Genomic DNA, 18,041 nt, shown 5'->3' with positions numbered 1-18,041 from the left:
CGCCTTCACCGATAACAAGGAGAATTGGCATGACCAGCAACAACCCGCAAACCCGCGAGTGGCAAGCACTCAGCAATGATCACCACCTGGCCCCGTTCAGCGACTTCAAGCAACTGAAAGAGAAGGGCCCGCGGATCATTACCAACGCCAAGGGCGTTTACCTGTGGGACAGCGAAGGCAACAAGATTCTCGACGGCATGGCTGGTCTGTGGTGCGTGGCCATCGGTTATGGTCGTGATGAGCTGGCCGATGCGGCCGCCAAACAAATGCGCGAACTGCCGTACTACAACCTGTTCTTCCAGACCGCGCACCCGCCGGCACTGGAACTGGCCAAGGCGATTGCCGACGTGGCGCCGGAAGGCATGAACCACGTGTTCTTCACCGGCTCTGGCTCCGAAGGCAACGACACCATGCTGCGTATGGTTCGCCACTACTGGGCGATCAAAGGCCAGCCGAACAAGAAAGTCATCATCAGCCGCAAGAACGGTTATCACGGTTCGACCGTAGCCGGCGCGAGCCTCGGTGGCATGACGTATATGCACGAACAAGGCGACTTGCCGATCCCGGGCATCGTTCATATCGCGCAGCCGTACTGGTTCGCTGAGGGTGGCGACATGTCCCCGGAAGAGTTCGGTATCTGGGCGGCCAACCAGCTGGAAGAGAAGATTCTCGAAGTCGGCGTCGACAACGTCGGTGCCTTTATTGCCGAGCCGATCCAGGGCGCCGGCGGCGTGATCATTCCGCCAGACAGCTACTGGCCGCGCATCAAGGAAATCCTCGCCAAGTACGACATCCTCTTCGTCGCCGACGAAGTGATTTGTGGTTTCGGCCGTACCGGTGAGTGGTTCGGTAGCGATTTCTACGACCTTGCGCCCGACATGATGACCATCGCCAAAGGCCTGACTTCCGGCTACATCCCGATGGGTGGCCTGATCGTTCGCGACTCCGTTGTGGCGGTGCTCAACGAAGGCGGCGATTTCAACCACGGCTTTACTTACTCCGGTCACCCGGTGGCAGCAGCGGTGGGCCTGGAAAACATCCGCATTCTGCGCGACGAAAAAATTATCGAGAACGCCCGCAACGAAACGGCACCGTATTTGCAGAAACGTCTGCGGGAACTGAGTGATCACCCGTTGGTGGGTGAAGTTCGCGGGGTTGGTCTGTTGGGCGCGATCGAGCTGGTGCAGGACAAGGCCACGCGCAAGCGTTATGAAGGCAAGGGCGTCGGCATGATCTGCCGCCAGTTCTGCTTCGACAATGGCCTGATCATGCGCGCTGTGGGCGACACCATGATCATCGCGCCGCCGCTGGTGATCAGCAAAGCCGAGATCGATGAGCTGGTGACCAAGGCACGCAAGTGTCTGGACCTGACCCTCAGTGCGTTGCAAGGCTAAGTGCTAGGCTCTGAGCGGGGGAGCTGCGGCGCTCTCGCTCAAAGCTGTCAGAAAGGCCGGTCTTTTCTTGAAAGACCGCCTCGGATCTTGCCAGACTAACCGCGGTTCCAGTTGTCCGGGTTCGGCCGCTGAACAAAGTGGTTCAAAAAAGAAAAATTTGGAGCATGACGCATGAAGGCATTAGGTAAAAAGCTTGCTGGCAAGACACTTCTCGCGCTGTCCGTGGCGGGCATGATGGCGGGTGCGGTTCACGCGGACGACAAAGTACTGCACGTCTACAACTGGTCGGATTACATCGCGCCGGACACCATCGCCAACTTCGAGAAAGAGTCGGGGATCAAGGTGGTCTACGACGTATTCGACAGTAACGAAACCCTGGAAGCCAAACTGCTCGCGGGCAAGTCCGGCTATGACGTGGTCGTACCGTCGAACAACTTCCTGGCCAAGCAGATCAAGGCTGGCGTTTACCAGGAGCTGGACCAGTCCAAGCTGCCTAACTGGAAGAACCTCAACCAGGACCTGCTCAAGGCCGTGTCGGTCAGCGACCCGGGCAACAAGCACGCCTTCCCGTACATGTGGGGCTCGATCGGCATCGGTTACAACGCGGAGAAGGTCAAGGCTGCGCTGGGCGTCGACACCATCGATTCGTGGGACGTGCTGCTCAAGCCGGAGAACATCGCCAAACTCAAGGGCTGCGGCGTGAGCTTCCTCGATTCGCCGACCGAAATGCTCCCGGTCGCGCTGCACTACCTGGGCCTGCCAACCGACAGCCAGAAGAAAGAAGACATCAAGAAAGCCGAGGAACTGTTCCTCAAGATTCGTCCTTCGATCACCTACTTCCACTCCTCCAAGTACATCTCGGACCTGGCCAACGGCAACATCTGCGTAGCGGTCGGCTACTCGGGTGACGTGCAGCAGGCCAAGTCGCGTGCCGCCGAGGCCGGTGACAAGGTGAAAGTCAGCTACGCCATTCCGAAAGAAGGCGCGGGCAGCTTCTTCGACATGGTCGCCATCCCTAAAGATGCCGAAAACGTTGAAGGCGCCTACAAGTTCATGACCTTCCTGCAGAAGCCTGAAGTCATGGCCGGCATCACCAACGCCGTACGTTTCCCGAACGGTAACGCCGCTGCAACCGCACTGGTGGAAAAAGACATCACCAGCGATCCAGGCATCTACCCGCCAGCCGACGTGCAGGCCAAGTTGTATGCGATCGCCGACTTGCCGGCAGCGACCCAGCGTGAAATGACCCGCAGCTGGACCAAGATTAAATCCGGTAAATAAGCCGGTTTGAAGCAGCAACCGCTGGCCGTCGTCCCCGCGAGGGCGGCCAGCGGATCAATTAAATGACAGGAAGTTTTGCAGGAACGGTTTTTCGAGGGTAAGTTGCGCGCCGGTTTTGTTGCCGGGCAGCCATGGCTGTCATGCAGTGCGGGGCAACTTGGGCCCAACTAATTTAGAGGACCTCCACTTGCCTATTTTTTCTTCTTTGCGCAAAGCCCTGCTGGCCACTGCCGGCCTGACGATCGCCGTCGGAGCCCAGGCCGCCGGTACGGTACATATTTATAACTGGTCCGATTACATCGGCGAGACCACGCTGGCCGATTTCCAGAAAGAAACCGGGATCAAACCGGTCTACGACGTCTTTGACTCCAACGAAACCCTGGAAGGCAAGCTGCTGGCCGGGCGTACCGGTTACGACGTGGTCGTGCCGTCGAACCACTTCCTTGGCAAGCAGATCAAGGCTGGCGCGTTCCAGAAACTCGACAAGTCGCAGCTGCCCAACTATGCCAATCTCGACCCGGTGCTGCTCAAGCGTCTGGAGCAAAACGATCCGGGCAACCTGTACGCCGTGCCGTACCTGTGGGGCACCAACGGCATCGGTTACAACGTCGACAAGGTCAAGGCAGTGCTCGGTATCGACAAGATCGATTCCTGGAGCGTGCTGTTCGAACCCGAGAACATCAAGAAGCTGCACAGCTGCGGCGTCGCGTTCCTCGATTCGGCGGATGAAATGATGCCGACCGTGCTCAACTACATGGGCCTGAACGCCAACAGCACCAACACCAAGGATTACGAAAAGGCCACGGCCAAACTGCTCGCCGTGCGTCCGTACGTGACCTATTTCCACTCGTCCAAGTACATCGGCGACCTGGCCAACGGCGATATCTGCGTGGCCATCGGTTTCTCCGGAGACATCTTCCAGGCCAAGCACCGCGCCGAGGAAGCCAAGAAGGGCGTGAACATCGCGTACTCGATCCCGAAAGAAGGCGGCGCGCTGTGGTTCGACATGCTGGCGATTCCGAAGGATTCGTCCAACGTCAAAGAAGCCCACGCCTTCATCAACTATTTGCTGAAACCTGAGGTGATTGCCCAGGTCAGTGATTACGTCGGTTACGCCAACCCCAACCCGGGTTCGGACAAGCTGATGGAACAGTCCATTCGCACCGATGAAGCGGTTTATCCACCGCAAGCAGTACTCGACAAGACCTACGTGTCGACCGAGTTGCCGCCCAATATTCAACGTTTGATGACCCGCAGCTGGACCAAGGTCAAGTCGGGCAAGTAAGGCACAAACTATCCTGGGTTCGTCTGCATTGGGCGAACTGCATTGTTTTTTTCTGGGAGTTTCGTAAATGGCAGTTGCCTCCGGCGCCTATAAGAAAGCCCTCGAGGGCGACCAGACACCGAAACAGGTGTTGGTCAAAATCGACCGGGTCACGAAGAAGTTCGACGAGACGATTGCCGTGGACGATGTGTCCCTGGAAATCAAGAAGGGCGAGATCTTCGCCTTGCTCGGCGGTTCGGGATCGGGCAAATCCACTCTGCTGCGGATGCTGGCAGGGTTCGAACGGCCCACGGAGGGGCGGATTTTCCTCGACGGCGTCGACATCACCGACATGCCGCCGTACGAACGTCCGATCAACATGATGTTCCAGTCGTACGCCTTGTTCCCGCACATGACCGTGGCGCAGAACATCGCCTTCGGCCTGCAGCAGGACAAGATTCCCAAGGCCGAGGTCGATGCCCGTGTGGCCGAGATGCTCAAGCTGGTGCAGATGAGCCAGTACGCCAAGCGCAAGCCGCATCAGTTGTCGGGCGGTCAGCGTCAGCGTGTGGCGCTGGCACGTTCGCTGGCCAAGCGACCGAAGTTGCTGTTGCTCGATGAGCCGATGGGCGCATTGGACAAGAAACTGCGTTCGCAGATGCAGCTGGAACTGGTGGAAATCATCGAGCGCGTCGGCGTGACCTGCGTGATGGTGACCCACGACCAGGAAGAGGCCATGACCATGGCCGAGCGCATCGCGATCATGCACCTGGGCTGGATCGCCCAGATCGGCAGCCCGATCGACATCTACGAAACCCCGACCAGCCGTCTGGTCTGCGAATTTATCGGTAACGTCAACATCTTCGAAGGTGAAGTGATCGACGACGCCGAAGGCCACGCGACCATCACCTGTAAGGATCTCGATCGGCAGATCTACGTCGGCCACGGCATCAGCACCTCGGTGCAGGACAAGTCCGTGACCTACGCGATCCGCCCGGAGAAGCTGCTGGTCACCGCCGACCAGCCGACCTGCGAGTACAACTGGTCCAGCGGCAAGGTGCACGACATCGCCTACCTCGGCGGGCACTCGGTGTTCTACGTTGAATTGCCGAGCGGCAAACTGGTGCAGTCGTTTGTGGCCAACGCTGAACGTCGCGGCGCGCGTCCGACCTGGGGTGATCAGGTCTACGTGTGGTGGGAAGACGACAGCGGCGTGGTACTTCGCTCATGAACATGCGCAAATTCAAACGTCGCATCAACCGAATAATCCCCAATGGCCGGCAACTGGTCATCGGGGTTCCGTTCATCTGGCTGTTTCTGTTCTTCATGCTGCCGTTCTTCATCGTCCTGAAGATCAGTTTCGCCGAAGCCGACGTGGCCATTCCGCCGTACACCGAGATCTACACGTACGCCGAGCAGAAGCTGCAACTGCTGCTGAACCTTGGCAACTACGCGATGCTGGCGGGCGACGAGTTGTACATCGCCGCTTACCTCGGCTCGTTGAAGATGGCGTTCATCAGCACCGTCCTCTGCCTGCTGATCGGCTACCCGATGGCCTACGCCATCGCCACCGCCCGTAAAGAAATGCAAACGGTGTTGGTATTGCTGATCATGATGCCGACCTGGACCGCAATCCTGATCCGCGTTTACGCGTGGATGGGCATCCTCAGCAACAACGGTTTGCTCAATGGTTTCCTGATGAGCATGGGATTCATCGACGAGCCGCTGCAAATCCTCAACACCAACCTCGCGGTGTACATCGGTGTTGTTTATTCGTACCTGCCGTTCATGATCCTGCCGCTGTACGCCAACCTGGTGAAGCACGATCACAGCTTGCTGGAAGCCGCTTCCGACCTCGGTTCGAGCACCTTCAACAGCTTCTGGAAAATCACCATTCCACTGTCCAAGAACGGCATCATTGCCGGCTGCATGCTGGTGTTCATCCCGGTGGTCGGTGAGTTCGTGATCCCGGAACTGCTTGGCGGTCCGGAAACCCTGATGATCGGCAAGGTGCTGTGGCAAGAGTTCTTCAACAACCGTGACTGGCCGGTAGCGTCCGCGCTGGCGGTGGTGATGCTGGCGATCCTGATTGTGCCGATCATTCTGTTCAACCGCAGTCAGGCCAAGGAAATGGAGGGTAAAGAATGAAGCGCTTCCGTTTCTCCAGTCTGATGCTGGTCCTGGGTTTGTTGTTTATCTACCTGCCGATGCTGATCCTGGTGATCTACTCGTTCAACGCCTCGAAACTGGTGACGGTGTGGGGCGGCTGGTCGATCAAGTGGTACGTCGGCCTGCTCGACAACACGCAACTGATGGGCTCGGTGTTGCGCTCGCTGGAAATCGCCTGCTACACCGCGGTCGCTGCGGTGGCGCTGGGTACGCTGGCAGCGTTCGTGCTGACCCGTATCACCCGCTTCAAGGGCCGCACGCTGTTCGGCGGTCTGGTCACAGCGCCGTTGGTGATGCCGGAAGTGATCACCGGTCTGTCGCTGTTGCTGCTGTTCGTGGCCATGGCGCAGATGATCGGCTGGCCGCAGGAACGTGGCATCGTCACCATCTGGATCGCCCACACCACATTCTGTGCGGCGTATGTGGCGGTGGTGGTGTCGGCGCGTCTGCGTGAGCTGGACCTGTCGATCGAAGAAGCGGCCATGGACCTCGGTGCACGGCCGTGGAAGGTGTTCTTCCTGATCACCATCCCGATGATCGCGCCGTCGCTGGCGGCGGGCGGCATGATGTCGTTCGCGCTGTCGCTGGATGACCTGGTGCTGGCGAGCTTCGTCTCCGGTCCGGGGTCGACGACCCTGCCGATGGAGGTGTTCTCGGCGGTACGTCTGGGTGTGAAACCCGAGATCAATGCCGTTGCCAGTCTGATTCTGCTGGCGGTGTCGATCGTGACCTTCATGGTCTGGTTCTTCAGCCGCCGTGCCGAAGAAGCGCGCAAGAAAGCCATCCAGCAAGCCATCGAAGAAAGCGCAGCCGATTCGTGGAAGCAGCCGGACGTGCGTCGCGCCCCGGCGCCGGAAGCGGCGTAAGCCAAATGGGGTTGATCACAAATCTGTGATTAACCCCAGTCCCTGTGGGAGCGAGCTTGCTCGCGAAGAGGGCGTGTCAGGCGACTGAAATGTTGGCTGACCCACCGCATTCGCGAGCAAGCTCGCTCCCACAGTTGTTTCTGGTGATATTCAAATCCACGGAGATTGGCGGATGACTTCAACAAAGTTCATCGGCTTGAACCCCGGCTGCTGATCCTTCAGCACATCAGTCTTCACATTGCCAAACGTCGTCTGCGGACGATGGCGCAAGCCATCGGCAAACGCGCAGATGATGCACTCCTTGAAGCCTTCCCCGCGCGGGTGCGCATGCACCACCGCTTCGCGCTGCACAGTGCTGAACGCCGCGTAATCCATCCCCAGCACGTCCATTTCCACACCAGCGGTGACCAGCGCTACGGTCGGGCGCAGATGCTTGGGCACGCCCGGCGTGGTGTGCAGGGCAATCGACAGCCAGACCTGCTCGATGTCGTCATCGCTCAACCCGTACGGTTTGAGAAACGCCGCCGCTGCGTTGGCACCGTCCACTTCGAAGCGCTCATCATCACTGCGGTGACCTTCGACCAGACCGAGGTCATGGAACATTGCACCGACGTACAGCAGCTCCGGGTTGTAAGCCAGTTGCTGGCGCTCGCCGCTCAACGCACCGAACAGAAAGACCCGGCGCGAGTGGTGGTAGAGCAGGTCGGATTCGATGTCGCGGATGTATTCGGTGGTGGCCCGGGCGAGGGCGCTGTCAGGGATTTTGATGCCGGCGATGGTTGTGGTCATGGCAAGTTTCCTCACTGAAACGCCGTTGTGGCGCTGATGGGGAAAGTCTGTTCCCGGCGCTGGAAGCGGACAATCGATGCATGGCTGCGATCCTTGCCAATCCACCTGCAAATCGTGCCAACTCGGGTCAGACCCAAAGGAGCTTTGCCGCCATGACCAAAACCGTCGCCATCGTCGTGTTCCCCGGCGTGCAGTCGCTGGACGTCAGCGGCCCGATGGATGTGTTCGCCGAGGCCAATCGCTTCCTGGCGCCCGAGGATCACTATCGGCTCGAAGTAATCGGCGTCGAGCACGGGCCGATGGCCTGTTCCAACGGTTTGACCCTGAATGCTCATCGGCATTTCAGCGAAGCACTCGACGCCTACGATCTGCTGCTGGTCGCCGGTGGGCCGCAACTGCCCTTCATGGATTTCGGCGCGACGTTCGACGGTTGGCTGCGCGGGGCCTGCGCACGGGCGCAGCGTTTCGGCTCGATCTGCAACGGCGCGTTTATGCTGGCGCGGGCCGAATTGCTGGAGGCGCGCACCGTCACCACCCACTGGAACGATGCCGAGGCGTTGGCGCAGTTGTGTCCGACAACGCAGGTTGAGGCCGATCGCTTGTATGTCGAGGACGGCACGCTCTACACCTCGGCCGGGGTCACGGCGGGGATTGACCTGTCGCTGTACCTGCTGGCGCGGGATCACGGCGCTGAGGTAGCGTTGAGCGTGGCCAAGCGGCTGGTGGTGTTCACCCAGCGTTCCGGTGGGCAGTCACAATTCAGCCCATTCCTCACACCGCACGCGGAGCCGACCTCGGCGGTGGCGATGGTGCAGTTGTATGTGCTGGCCAATCTCACGGGCGATCTGACGATTGCCGATCTGGCCAATGCGGCGAACATGAGTGCGCGCAATTTCTCGCGGGTGTTTGCCCGGGAAGCCAAAGTCACCCCGGCGGAGTTCGTCGAGCGGGCGCGGGTGGATGCGGCGCGGGTGATGCTGGAAAGCACGGCGGCGCCGTTGAAGACGGTGGCCTATCAGTGCGGGTTTCGCGATGCGCAGCATATGCGCGGGGTGTTCAACCGGCGGTTGGGGGTTACGCCGCAGCAGTTTCGGCTGAATTTTGCGGTGATGGTTTGAGCCTTACCCTCACCCCAGCCCTCCCGAAACGTCGGACCGCCCATAGGGAGAGGGCGCCGATTGGGGGATGTTGAGGAGATACGCCGACCTGAGTGAGCGGTTGTGAATCCATAATCGACACCGTTCTTTCAGGTCGATGTATGGCGCAAGACACCTCAGTCGGCCCCCTCTCCCTCCGGGAGAGGGCTGGGGTGGGTAAAGACCGGGTACATCCTTTACGTTTGAGACCGGGGACATGGTTTACAGGTATCAATCATGGTCAGGAGGTGCTGACCATGCCCTGGAAACAAGAGTCCCCAATGGATCAACGAGTGAAGTTAATTAGCGATTGGCTCAGCGGCAGCTACACCAAAAGCCAATTAAGCCGGCGGTATGGCGTCAGTCGTCCAACCATCGACAAGTGGCTGGAACGGTATGCAGCGTTGGGCGTGGATGGCTTGAAAGAGCAGTCGCGTAAGCCGCTGAATTGCCCTCACCAAACTTCCGATGAAATCATCGCCAAGTTGCTGGCCAAGAAAAACGAACATCCCGATCGGGGACCCAAGCAGATCATTGGTCGCCTGCGCGATTCCGATCCGCATATCCAATGGCCGGCGGCGAGTACCGCCGGGGAGTGGTTGAAGAAAGCTGGTTTGGTGGTGGCGCGACGGCCCTATCCCCCGCGTCCCCGTGCTCCAACACATTTGCGTCCGGTCGACGCGCCCAACCAGACTTGGTGTGCTGATTACAAAGGGCAGTTCAAAATGCAGGACGGTAATTGGTGCTATCCGCTGACCATTACCGATCAGATGAGCCGCTTTTTATTCGTCTGTCGCGCTTTGCCCAGTACGCACGGAGCGCCGACGCGGGAAGGCTTCGAGTGGGCTTTTCGAGAATATGGGCTGCCGGATGTGATCCGCACTGATAATGGCGCTCCTTTTGCGTCGACAGGTCTGGCGCGACTTTCGAAGTTATCGGTTTGGTTCATCAGGCTCGGAATCCATGTCGAAACGACTACACCTGGCCGTCCCGACCAAAATGGTCGACATGAACGGATGCATCGAACGCTAAAGGCAGCAGTGCCACCGGCGGAAAACCTGGTGCGCCAGCAGCTGGCTTTTCAGGATTTCATCCAAGACTTCAACCACCACCGACCGCACACCGCGCTGGGCATGAAACCGCCGGCATCTGTCTATCGCCCGTCGATACGCGCTTATCCCGGTTACTTGCCTGCGCTTGAATACGGTTCCGATGTTGAAGTACGTAAGGTTCGGTCAAATGGGGAAATTAAATGGAAAGGACAGCTGATTTTTCTAGGAGAGGCTCTAATTGGAGAGGACATCGCGTTGAAGGAAGTGGCTGATGACGCTTGGGAACTGTACCTTTGCAGCCACTGTTTAGGCAGGCTTGAAAGAGGCGCCAAACGCGTTTCAAGCCTGTAAAGGTGTAAACGATGTCCCCGGTCTAATTTGTAAAGGATGTACCGGTCTCTACAGTGAGGGGCTTTTAAGGCGCTGCCCGCGCCGGCAACAACTTCAAGGTACTGCGCGTATTCGCTGTCACCTCTTCGGCATTGAAATGCGCCTGCACATACATCCCGTCAACATACGCCTCAGCCTGATCGTCATAGTGACTGTCAAACGGCACACCACTCTGACCGACCGGGTTGATCGTCAAGCCGTGCGCCGGGTCAGCGAAATCCACCAACCGCCGCGTCGACGGCCCATAAGTCACCGGCCACGGCGCCGGGCCGATCCTCGCCGAGAGGTTGTTCGGCACCTCATGACTGCCCGGCGCGGCAAACGGCCCGACATTGAAAATCCGCTCCAGCGGTTTCTGTTGCCCCAACGGATGGCCGTGGGTCAGCGTGTGCGCCGCGCCCCATTTCCACTCGGCCGAATTGTCGCCGAGGGTCAGCTTCAGGTGCTGCATGCTCGCCGCCCACGCCGCGCGCACGACATCGGCACGGGTCTCCTTGTTCGCCGTGTTGCGGTTATCCCACCAAGGTGAATCGGCGTTCGCCGCCAGCTTCGGCAACGCCGCATCGATCACCCGCGTCGACAGCAAGGTGTCGAAAAAATCATTGCCCAACTCATCACGCATCGCCGCATCGGCCAGGTCGTAGAGGAACTGGTTGAACAGCGTCGCACTGACCGAGTCCAGCGGATAGTCGCCCGGCCATTGCGCCAGTTGCTCGACCAGTTTCAGTTGCGCCGGATCGCTGACCACCTCGCGCAGCACCGGCAGCAATGGCGCCAGCAAGCGCGGGCCGTAGCCGGTGGCGGTGCCCAGTTGCAGTTTCTGGTTGGCTTCGTTGGTCCACTTCACGCTCTTGTCGCTGAGCTGACGATTCAGTTGCTGGCCGCGATCGGCGAGGTTGTAGTAACCAGGAATCTCCATGCCCGTCGGCGAGACGGGTTGGAAGTTGGCCGAGACGATATAACCGCGCGCCGGGTTCTCTTCCTGCGGGTTGGCGCTGAACGGGTAGAAGCCGTCCTTGTCCGCCTGATTGCTGCTGCCGTCGAGAATGAATTCCGGCCGCACCCCGGCCGGACGCTTGGGCAGCAGCGCCGAGGCCCACCAGGCGATATCGCCCTTGGCGTTGGCGTAGACGAGGTTCAGCCCCGGTGCCTGCACCTTGGATGCGGCGGCGCGGGCCTTGGCCAGCGTGTCGGCGCGGTTGAGCTGGTAGAAGCCTTCGAGGATCGGGTTCGGCGTTTCGAGGAAGGCCCACCACATGGCAATCGGCGTTTTCCCGGCAGCAGTCCCCAGCGCATCGTTGACGATCGGGCCGTGGGGCGATTGGCGCAGGGTGAGGGTGACCGGCGGCTGGCCCTTTACATTGATCTGCTGCTGTGTAACGACCATGTCGGTCCACTGGCCGCGATACCAGACCTGATTCGGATTACCCGGGTTGACCTTCTCGGCGATCAGGTCCAGATCGTCGTTCTGGAACATGGTCAGGCTCCAGCCGAAATCCAGGTTGTGTCCCAGAAACGCGAACGGCACCAGCGCCTGATGATGGCCGTACAGCTCGAAGCCCGGCGCCGACAATTGCGCCTCGTACCACACCGACGGCACCGAGAAGCGAATGTGCGGATCACCCGCCAGCAGAGGTTTGCCACTCTGGCTGCGGCTGCCGGCGATGACCCAGGCGTTGCTGCCTTCGAACTGCGGCAGGCCATGGTCGATCAGCGCTTGTTCGCTGAGGCGGGCAAGGGCGTTGAGGTCTTTCCAGTCGCCGGCGGCGAGGACCGGCGCAGGTTTGGCGTGACCGTTGGCCAGCACACCATTGGGTTGCCAGTCGAGATCGAAGACCTTGAGGTAATCAGCGCCGAGTTGATCGCGCACATAGGTCAGCAACGGCTCGGTGCGAAACGCCGCCGCAAAGCTGTAGGCCATGTAGCCGGCGACGCTGATGCTGTCTTCCGCGGTGAACGGCCGCTTGGGGATGCCCAGCACGTCGAACTCGATTGGCGCGGCGTGGGTGTCCTGATATTGGTTAATGCCATCCAGATAGGCTTGCAGGCCCTTCCACGCCGGTGACTGTTTATCGAGACTGGCGACGTAGCTGGCCGCGCGTTCACGGATGCGCAGGCTGCGGAACAGTTTGTCGGTGTCGAGCAGTTTCGGCCCGAGCACTTCGGCCAGTTCGCCGCGAGCGAGGCGGCGCATGGCTTCCATCTGGAACAGGCGATCCTGGGCATGCACGTAGCCGAGGGCGCGGTAGAGGTCGGTTTCGTTCTCGGCGCGCAGGTGTGGCACGCCGCGCTCGTCGTAGCGCACGGTCACCGAACCTTGCAGGTTGCGCAGTTCAACCTGGCCCTGGCGTGTGGGTTGTTTGCTGTAGACATACCAGCCGACGCCGGCAAGCAGAACAACGATGAGCAAGCCAAGTACGGTGAACACGCGCTTCATGGTGACTCCTTGTGCAAGCGGGATTGCCGCCCGTCGGGCTGCAAACAATTAGCACAGACCTTCTGTGCCGTGCAGCGCTGTCCTTGAAAAGTCCGGAATGCCTTACGGCGTTTCCACCGGCCACGGGCAATAACAACCGACCGCCAGGGTGTGCGTGGCATTGACCGGGCGATCCTCCGTCAGGGCATTCAAAATCGGTTCGATAAAGCTGTTGCTGGAATTGCAGGTCAGGCCTTCGCTGTAGGGGCCGAAGTACGCCAGCTTACCGCTGCGGTCCCAGATCGCCACGGCCGGGCTGGCCGGAACCTGTTCGGAGCCGGGCAATATCGTGATGGTTTTCAGACTGCTGAGGGTCGTGGGCAACTGACCGTGGCTGCCGGTTTTCTGCACGGCGAAGAACTCCACGCCTTTGCCGCCAAACCGCTCGACCATCTCGGTCAGGTGCTGTTGATTGCCGACGTTGCACGGGCAGGCCGGGTCCCAGAAATGTACCAGGCGAATCTTGCCGGGACCGGCGAGGTTGTCCGGCAGGCGCAGCGGATCACCGGAAAATACCGCCGTGTGTTCGCTGAACGCGCGCAGATAACGCCCCTGAAACCAGTCGTACGCCGCCCACAGTACCCCGGCGCAAATCAGCGCGAGCAGGCTGGCAAACAGTGCGGTGCGGTAGGGCGAACGCATGGTTTTCGTTCCAGAAGAGGTGGGCTAGCTTGCCATGCTTGCTCCGACAGATGAATATCGCAGGCCGATAAAGTCTGTTTACCGCTTTGGAATTCCCGCATGCCTGCCACTTTCGACCCCGATCAAATCCGCGCCAGCCTCAAGCCTTTGGCCGAGTGGCAGCCGTTGTCGGACGAGGCCAAGGCTTACCAGCGCTTCTACCAGACCGACTTTCCCCATCGCGATGTCTGGCGTGGCATGGGCCGTTTCGAGGTCGATGGCTATGAAGTGGTCAGCCATTGCTGGTGGCCGGAGAAGGTCAAGGCGACGCTGTTTCTGCTGCACGGTTACTACGATCACACCGGGCTGTATCGGCATGTGATCGAGTGGGCGCTGGATCAAGACTTTGCGGTAATCGCGTGTGATTTGCCGGGGCATGGTCTGTCGAGCGGGCCGCGTGCGAGCATCCGCGATTTCTCTGAATACCAGGACGTCCTGCAAGCGTTGTTCGCCGAGGCGCAGTCGATCGCGTTGCCGCAGCCGTGGCACTTGTGCGGGCAAAGCACCGGCGGGGCGATTGTGGTTGATCACCTGCTCAACCATGGCGAAAACAGCCCGGCGCAAGGCCAGGTGATTTTGCTGGCGCCGCTGGTGCGTCCAAGGGCATGGGGCTGGTCGCAATTTAGTTATTACCTGCTCCGGCCTTTCGTTCGGGGTGTCACGCGACGCTTTAGCGAGAATTCCAATGACCCGGATTTCCTGCCGTTTCTCCAGGCCGATCCGTTGCAGCCACGGCGCTTGCCGACCAAATGGGTGGGCGCGCTGTCACGCTGGATCATCCGCGTCGAGCACGCGAAAAAAAGTCCGCGACGGCCGCTGATCATTCAGGGACAGGCGGACATGACGGTGGACTGGCAACACAATTTGCAGGTGATGAAGTGGAAGTTCGACCGGCCGCAGATTCTGCTATTGGCCGAGGCGCGGCATCATCTGGCGAATGAGACGGTGGAGATGCGTGAGGAGTATTTCGAGTTTCTGAGCAAGCGCATCAGGGGCCGGAATCTTTAGCGCCTGTGAGGGCCTCTTCGCGAGCAAGCTCGCTCCCACAGGGGGGGGGGCGGGATGCTCACAAATTTTGTGTCCGCTGAAGATCCAATGTGGGAGTGTGCTTGCTCGCGAAGGCGGTTTGTCAGGCAACAAGGATCATTGCCCGACCGCCAACCCCGCGCGAATCGCCGCCAACGCTGCCTGGTAATAAGCCTTGCCCTCAGTCGATTCGGCAAATGTCGCAAACTCCTCCAGCTCTTCATCCGACAAGTCGCGATACACGTAGAGCAGCGTGTTGTTGATGTCCGCGCCAATCTGATCCATCAAACGCTGGCGCTGACCATTGAGCATGCCCTGCGCCTGACCGCCACCGAGCAATCCCGGGATCATCGAACTCAAACTGTCCGCCGCCACGCCGGCAATCGCCAGGCTCACTTCGGCGCCGGCCTCACGCGCCGGCAAGGCCTGAGCGAGGTGGCCAATGATCAGCAGACGGCTGTCGCTGGCCTGCATCTTCGGCAAGCCCTTGGCATTTTTCGCCAGTTGATCGCGACGGGTGGCGAGCAATTCAGCCGCGACAATTTTCTTGCCCAGCGGCGATTGAAAGAAAGTCAGGGCCGGTTTCGGGTCGGCAAGCTTCTGCCGCAGTTGCGCTTCGGCGCGTTGATCCACAGCTTGCGGGGCGAAGCGCTGGTTGCTGTTGTTCACCAGTGCCTGAAACACGGCGGGCGGCAGGCTGTTCTGGTAGCGCTGCTGCGCAGCAGTCAGGGCGTCATTGAAATGCGCACGTTGATCTGGCCAGCCGGCGACCTTGTACAACTGATCGTGGCCGTCCGCCCAAGCGGGCAAAACGCAGAACATCAACAGTGAAAAAAGCAAACGGCGCATAGGGACTCCTGTCAGCAGCGGACTATTCTCCGTGCGGTGCCGGTACTTGTCGAGAATTCGTAGCAAGCCGCCGCGTGGCTCTGTCGGATTTCTTGCCGCCGACATACTATGCGCGCCATGCAAATATCCTCTGAACACCCACTGCTGTTACGCATCGTCGACGACCTGGCGGAACACGGCTGGTCGCAGCAGAACATATTCCTGCCCGCCGGTTTGACCCGCGAGCTGGCGGCCGAGTGCCGTAAACGTGAGGCCGAGGGTGAGCTGGCGCCGGCGGCTGTCGGTCGCGGGCCGTTTTCAGAGATCCGCGAAGGGATTCGGGGCGACCACATTCAGTGGATCGACCCCGGCCAGGCCGAGGCCAGCGACCGTTATCTGAACTTGATGGAAAGCCTGCGTGAGGCGCTTAACCGTGGCCTGTTTCTCGGGCTTGAGGACTTTGAATGCCATTTCGCGCTGTATCCGCCGGGCGCGTTCTATCGCAGGCATGTCGACCGTTTTCGCGACGATGACAAACGCATGGTGTCAGTGGTGGTCTACCTCAATGATGCCTGGTTGCCGGAGGATGGCGGTCAATTGCGAATGTACCTGAGCGATGAGCGCGTGCACGACGTGCAGCCTACCGGCGGTTGCTTGGTGGTGTTCCTTTCCGGTGAAGTGCCTCATGAAGTGCTGCCGGCGAACCGCGAGCGCCTGTCGCTGACCGGCTGGTTCCGCCGCCGTGGCAACGAGCCGTTCTGAGATGGAAAAGATTCTGGTCAGCCGCTGCCTGTTGGGCCATCGCGTGCGTTACGACGGTGGCGCGAGCGGGCCGTTCGATCTGCTCGAACAGTGGATCGCTGAAGGGCGGGTGGTGCCGCTGTGTCCGGAGGTCGCTGGCGGATTGCCGACGCCACGGGCGGCGGCGGAGATTCCCGGAGGGCAGGGCGGTGAAGTGCTTGATGGTGTCGCGGCGGTGATCACCACTGAGGGCGAGGATGTCAGCGCGCAGTTTCTGGATGGTGCGCGGCAGGCGCTGGAGCTGGTGCAGAAGCACGGCATTCGCGTAGCAGTATTGAAAGCCAACAGTCCCTCCTGTGGAAACCTGCTGACCTATGACGGCACGTTCAGTGGCGTCAAAGTCAGTGGCGAGGGCGTGACGGCTGCGTTGCTCAAGCGCCATGGTGTGCAGGTGTTCAGTGAGCTTGAATTGCCTGAGGCGGCGGTGGCTCTGGCGGCTTTGGGCTGATCCGGAATCGTTGCCCTCACCCCAGCCCTCTCCCGGTGGGAGAGGTGGCCGACCGAGGTGTCTGGCGCTGTCCATCGACCTGAAAGACCTTATCGACTATGGATTCGAAACAGCCATGACTGATCGACTATGGATTCGACACAGGCATGACCGATCGATTATGGCGTCGACGAAGCCATGGTCAGTCGATTTCGGATTCGGTATAGCCATCCCAAGTCGGCGTATCTCTAAAGCATCCCCCAATCAGTCCCCTCTCCCTATGGGCGGTCCGACGTTTCGGGAGGGCCAGGGTGAGGGGCTTTTAAGGCTTCAACCACTTCTCAGTCAGCGCGGCCAAACGTCCATCCGCCTTGATCCGCTGCATCGCACTCGCAAGGCTGGCCTGAAACGCCGGATTACCCTTCTGGAACGGAATCGCCAAATCCACCGGCGCTGCCGCTTTCGGCTTCTCTTCCGTAAGCGCCTGCACCAGCACCATCGGCCGTGGCTGCTCATCCTTCTTCGCCAGCAGCTGCGAATCGACCTTGCCGTAAGGCTCGCTGAAGTCGAAACGATCCTTGAGCTCCGGTGTCAGTGCTATGTGGTTGAGCGCAACGTCGTACTTGCCGCTTTCAACGCCCTGGAGCAGGTCGGCTTCGTCAGTGACGATGAAGTCGGCGCGCACATCCAGCTCGTTGGCCACCAGTTGCCCAAGCTCGACCTCGAACCCCGTGAGTGTGTCGCCATCCTTGAAATTGAAGGGCGGTGTATTAGCCTCAAGGGCAATGCGCAGCTCGCCACGGTCATTGACGTCATCAATCAGTTCGGCGTGAGCCAAAGGGCTCAGAAGGGGTAGCAGGCAGATCAGGCCAGGCAGAAAGCGCATGGTCACTCCTTTGAAATCATTATCGCGACGCTCTGAGTGAGGCTCGCTTTGCTATGGTTGTCGAGTGCCTTCGACAACGAATGGTCATGAAGTTGTCATGACCCTGCGGATTTTACGGAAAAACTGGAGAAGAAAATGAAAAGCTTTATGTCACGTGCAGCGCTGGCGGGTGTGCTGATGGGTGTTTCGGTGCTGGCCAGTGCCGCCACACCGGCCCCCAAAGGTGCCGAAGTGTTCATCGTTTCTCCCGAAGACGGGGCCACGGTTTCGCAGACCTTCACCGTCAAATTCGGTACCAAGGACGTCGCGCTGGCACCGGCCGGTGACGTCACCAAGAACACCGGTCACCATCACCTGCTGATCGACGTCGACAAGCTGCCGGCCGCTGGCGCACCGATTCCGAATGACGCTAACCACATGCACTTCGGTAAAGCGCAGACTCAGGCGGACGTCAAGTTGGCGCCGGGCAAGCACACTCTGCAGCTTGAACTGGGCGACAGCGGCCACATGCCGTTCGATCCACCCATCGTCTCGAAGAAAATCACCGTCAACGTCGAATAACGTTTCGGCGTGCA

Annotated in this window: 17 protein-coding genes; 12 read left to right on the top strand and 5 right to left on the bottom strand. The window is 59.9% G+C overall.

Annotated elements, in window-relative coordinates; translation table 11 throughout:
• Positions 1-29: 29 nt before the first annotated feature.
• The 6 genes from CLU80_RS11945 to CLU80_RS11920 all read left to right on the top strand — a co-directional run bounded on the left by CLU80_RS11945 (position 30) and on the right by CLU80_RS11920 (position 6,974).
• Positions 30-1,394, top strand: coding sequence for an aspartate aminotransferase family protein (locus tag CLU80_RS11945; RefSeq protein ID WP_093429776.1), 1,365 nt, complete (start codon positions 30-32; stop codon positions 1,392-1,394).
• Between the two features lie 171 nt (positions 1,395-1,565).
• Entirely contained in the window at positions 1,566-2,675 is a 1,110-nt protein-coding gene (locus CLU80_RS11940) for a polyamine ABC transporter substrate-binding protein (protein ID WP_099757458.1), read from the top strand.
• 187 nt (positions 2,676-2,862) lie between these two features.
• Entirely contained in the window at positions 2,863-3,960 is a 1,098-nt protein-coding gene (locus CLU80_RS11935; protein ID WP_099757457.1) for a polyamine ABC transporter substrate-binding protein, read from the top strand.
• A gap of 67 nt (positions 3,961-4,027) precedes the next feature.
• The gene (locus CLU80_RS11930; RefSeq protein ID WP_034151965.1) at positions 4,028-5,170 is read left to right on the top strand and encodes an ABC transporter ATP-binding protein; all 1,143 of its coding nucleotides are present in this window, start codon (positions 4,028-4,030) and stop codon (positions 5,168-5,170) included.
• Positions 5,171-5,205: 35 nt separating this feature from the next.
• Positions 5,206-6,087: an ABC transporter permease subunit gene (locus CLU80_RS11925; RefSeq protein WP_177413063.1), complete on the top strand. Its 882-nt coding sequence runs from the start codon at positions 5,206-5,208 to the stop codon at positions 6,085-6,087.
• Positions 6,084-6,974 carry an ABC transporter permease subunit gene (locus CLU80_RS11920; RefSeq protein ID WP_093429780.1) on the top strand — a complete coding sequence of 297 codons (891 nt, stop codon included), beginning with the start codon at positions 6,084-6,086 and terminating at the stop codon, positions 6,972-6,974. The genes CLU80_RS11925 and CLU80_RS11920 overlap by 4 nt, the downstream gene beginning before the upstream one ends.
• A 150-nt stretch (positions 6,975-7,124) precedes the next feature.
• Here the strand turns inward: CLU80_RS11920 and CLU80_RS11915 are convergent, their stop codons facing one another.
• The gene (locus tag CLU80_RS11915; RefSeq protein WP_093429781.1) at positions 7,125-7,763 is read right to left on the bottom strand and encodes an HD domain-containing protein; all 639 of its coding nucleotides are present in this window, start codon (positions 7,761-7,763) and stop codon (positions 7,125-7,127) included.
• Between the two features lie 152 nt (positions 7,764-7,915).
• Here CLU80_RS11915 and CLU80_RS11910 point away from each other — a divergent pair, with 152 nt between their 5' ends.
• Entirely contained in the window at positions 7,916-8,881 is a 966-nt protein-coding gene (locus CLU80_RS11910) for a GlxA family transcriptional regulator (RefSeq protein WP_099757455.1), read from the top strand.
• 275 nt (positions 8,882-9,156) lie between these two features.
• Positions 9,157-10,302 carry an integrase core domain-containing protein gene (locus tag CLU80_RS11905; RefSeq protein WP_099757454.1) on the top strand — a complete coding sequence of 382 codons (1,146 nt, stop codon included), beginning with the start codon at positions 9,157-9,159 and terminating at the stop codon, positions 10,300-10,302.
• 64 nt (positions 10,303-10,366) lie between these two features.
• On the opposite strand, the gene CLU80_RS11900 is transcribed toward CLU80_RS11905, so the two are convergent.
• Together CLU80_RS11900 and CLU80_RS11895 are read right to left on the bottom strand one after the other, a co-directional pair.
• On the bottom strand, positions 10,367-12,778 hold the full coding sequence (locus tag CLU80_RS11900) for a penicillin acylase family protein (protein ID WP_099757453.1): 2,412 nt from the start codon (positions 12,776-12,778) through the stop codon (positions 10,367-10,369).
• A gap of 102 nt (positions 12,779-12,880) precedes the next feature.
• Positions 12,881-13,459 carry a DUF6436 domain-containing protein gene (locus CLU80_RS11895; RefSeq protein WP_099757452.1) on the bottom strand — a complete coding sequence of 193 codons (579 nt, stop codon included), beginning with the start codon at positions 13,457-13,459 and terminating at the stop codon, positions 12,881-12,883.
• 99 nt (positions 13,460-13,558) lie between these two features.
• Here CLU80_RS11895 and bipL point away from each other — a divergent pair, with 99 nt between their 5' ends.
• Positions 13,559-14,506: a phospholipase BipL gene (gene bipL, locus CLU80_RS11890; protein ID WP_099757451.1), complete on the top strand. Its 948-nt coding sequence runs from the start codon at positions 13,559-13,561 to the stop codon at positions 14,504-14,506.
• Positions 14,507-14,641: 135 nt separating this feature from the next.
• On the opposite strand, the gene CLU80_RS11885 is transcribed toward bipL, so the two are convergent.
• On the bottom strand, positions 14,642-15,373 hold the full coding sequence (locus tag CLU80_RS11885; protein ID WP_093429786.1) for a DUF2059 domain-containing protein: 732 nt from the start codon (positions 15,371-15,373) through the stop codon (positions 14,642-14,644).
• A 108-nt stretch (positions 15,374-15,481) separates the two neighbouring features.
• On the opposite strand from CLU80_RS11885, the gene CLU80_RS11880 reads away from it, so the two are divergent.
• Positions 15,482-16,114 (top strand): 2OG-Fe(II) oxygenase, encoded by a 633-nt coding sequence (locus tag CLU80_RS11880; RefSeq protein WP_093429787.1) that lies wholly within the window; start codon positions 15,482-15,484, stop codon positions 16,112-16,114.
• Position 16,115: 1 nt separating this feature from the next.
• On the top strand, positions 16,116-16,601 hold the full coding sequence (locus tag CLU80_RS11875) for a 2-thiouracil desulfurase family protein (RefSeq protein ID WP_099757450.1): 486 nt from the start codon (positions 16,116-16,118) through the stop codon (positions 16,599-16,601).
• Positions 16,602-16,902: 301 nt separating this feature from the next.
• Here CLU80_RS11875 and CLU80_RS11870 read toward each other — a convergent pair whose 3' ends face one another.
• A complete protein-coding gene (locus tag CLU80_RS11870) occupies positions 16,903-17,466 on the bottom strand; it encodes a transporter substrate-binding domain-containing protein (RefSeq protein ID WP_099757449.1) in 564 nt (187 codons plus the stop codon).
• Between the two features lie 135 nt (positions 17,467-17,601).
• On the opposite strand from CLU80_RS11870, the gene CLU80_RS11865 reads away from it, so the two are divergent.
• Entirely contained in the window at positions 17,602-18,027 is a 426-nt protein-coding gene (locus CLU80_RS11865) for a DUF4399 domain-containing protein (RefSeq protein WP_093429790.1), read from the top strand.
• The last annotated feature ends 14 nt before the right edge of the window (positions 18,028-18,041 follow it).

This window comes from Pseudomonas sp. 29 (assembly GCF_002754355.1).
In the GTDB taxonomy this organism is placed as follows: domain Bacteria; phylum Pseudomonadota; class Gammaproteobacteria; order Pseudomonadales; family Pseudomonadaceae; genus Aquipseudomonas; species Aquipseudomonas neuropathica.
Note: the sequence above shows the minus strand (reverse complement) of the source record. Positions and strands in the feature narration are given on the sequence as shown.

Excerpts from the sequence above, each read along its gene's own strand:
- CLU80_RS11910 (WP_099757455.1), top strand. The coding sequence starts at position 7,916 with ATGACCAAAACCGTCGCCATCGTCGTGTTCCCCGGCGTGCAGTCGCTG.
- CLU80_RS11895 (WP_099757452.1), bottom strand. The coding sequence starts at position 13,459 with ATGCGTTCGCCCTACCGCACCGCACTGTTTGCCAGCCTGCTCGCGCTG.
- CLU80_RS11915 (WP_093429781.1), bottom strand. The coding sequence starts at position 7,763 with ATGACCACAACCATCGCCGGCATCAAAATCCCTGACAGCGCCCTCGCC.
- CLU80_RS11920 (WP_093429780.1), top strand. The coding sequence starts at position 6,084 with ATGAAGCGCTTCCGTTTCTCCAGTCTGATGCTGGTCCTGGGTTTGTTG.
- CLU80_RS11870 (WP_099757449.1), bottom strand. The coding sequence starts at position 17,466 with ATGCGCTTTCTGCCTGGCCTGATCTGCCTGCTACCCCTTCTGAGCCCT.
- CLU80_RS11930 (WP_034151965.1), top strand. The coding sequence starts at position 4,028 with ATGGCAGTTGCCTCCGGCGCCTATAAGAAAGCCCTCGAGGGCGACCAG.
- CLU80_RS11880 (WP_093429787.1), top strand. The coding sequence starts at position 15,482 with ATGCGCGCCATGCAAATATCCTCTGAACACCCACTGCTGTTACGCATC.
- CLU80_RS11945 (WP_093429776.1), top strand. The coding sequence starts at position 30 with ATGACCAGCAACAACCCGCAAACCCGCGAGTGGCAAGCACTCAGCAAT.
- CLU80_RS11940 (WP_099757458.1), top strand. The coding sequence starts at position 1,566 with ATGAAGGCATTAGGTAAAAAGCTTGCTGGCAAGACACTTCTCGCGCTG.
- CLU80_RS11885 (WP_093429786.1), bottom strand. The coding sequence starts at position 15,373 with ATGCGCCGTTTGCTTTTTTCACTGTTGATGTTCTGCGTTTTGCCCGCT.
- CLU80_RS11900 (WP_099757453.1), bottom strand. The coding sequence starts at position 12,778 with ATGAAGCGCGTGTTCACCGTACTTGGCTTGCTCATCGTTGTTCTGCTT.
- CLU80_RS11865 (WP_093429790.1), top strand. The coding sequence starts at position 17,602 with ATGAAAAGCTTTATGTCACGTGCAGCGCTGGCGGGTGTGCTGATGGGT.
- bipL (WP_099757451.1), top strand. The coding sequence starts at position 13,559 with ATGCCTGCCACTTTCGACCCCGATCAAATCCGCGCCAGCCTCAAGCCT.
- CLU80_RS11875 (WP_099757450.1), top strand. The coding sequence starts at position 16,116 with ATGGAAAAGATTCTGGTCAGCCGCTGCCTGTTGGGCCATCGCGTGCGT.
- CLU80_RS11905 (WP_099757454.1), top strand. The coding sequence starts at position 9,157 with ATGCCCTGGAAACAAGAGTCCCCAATGGATCAACGAGTGAAGTTAATT.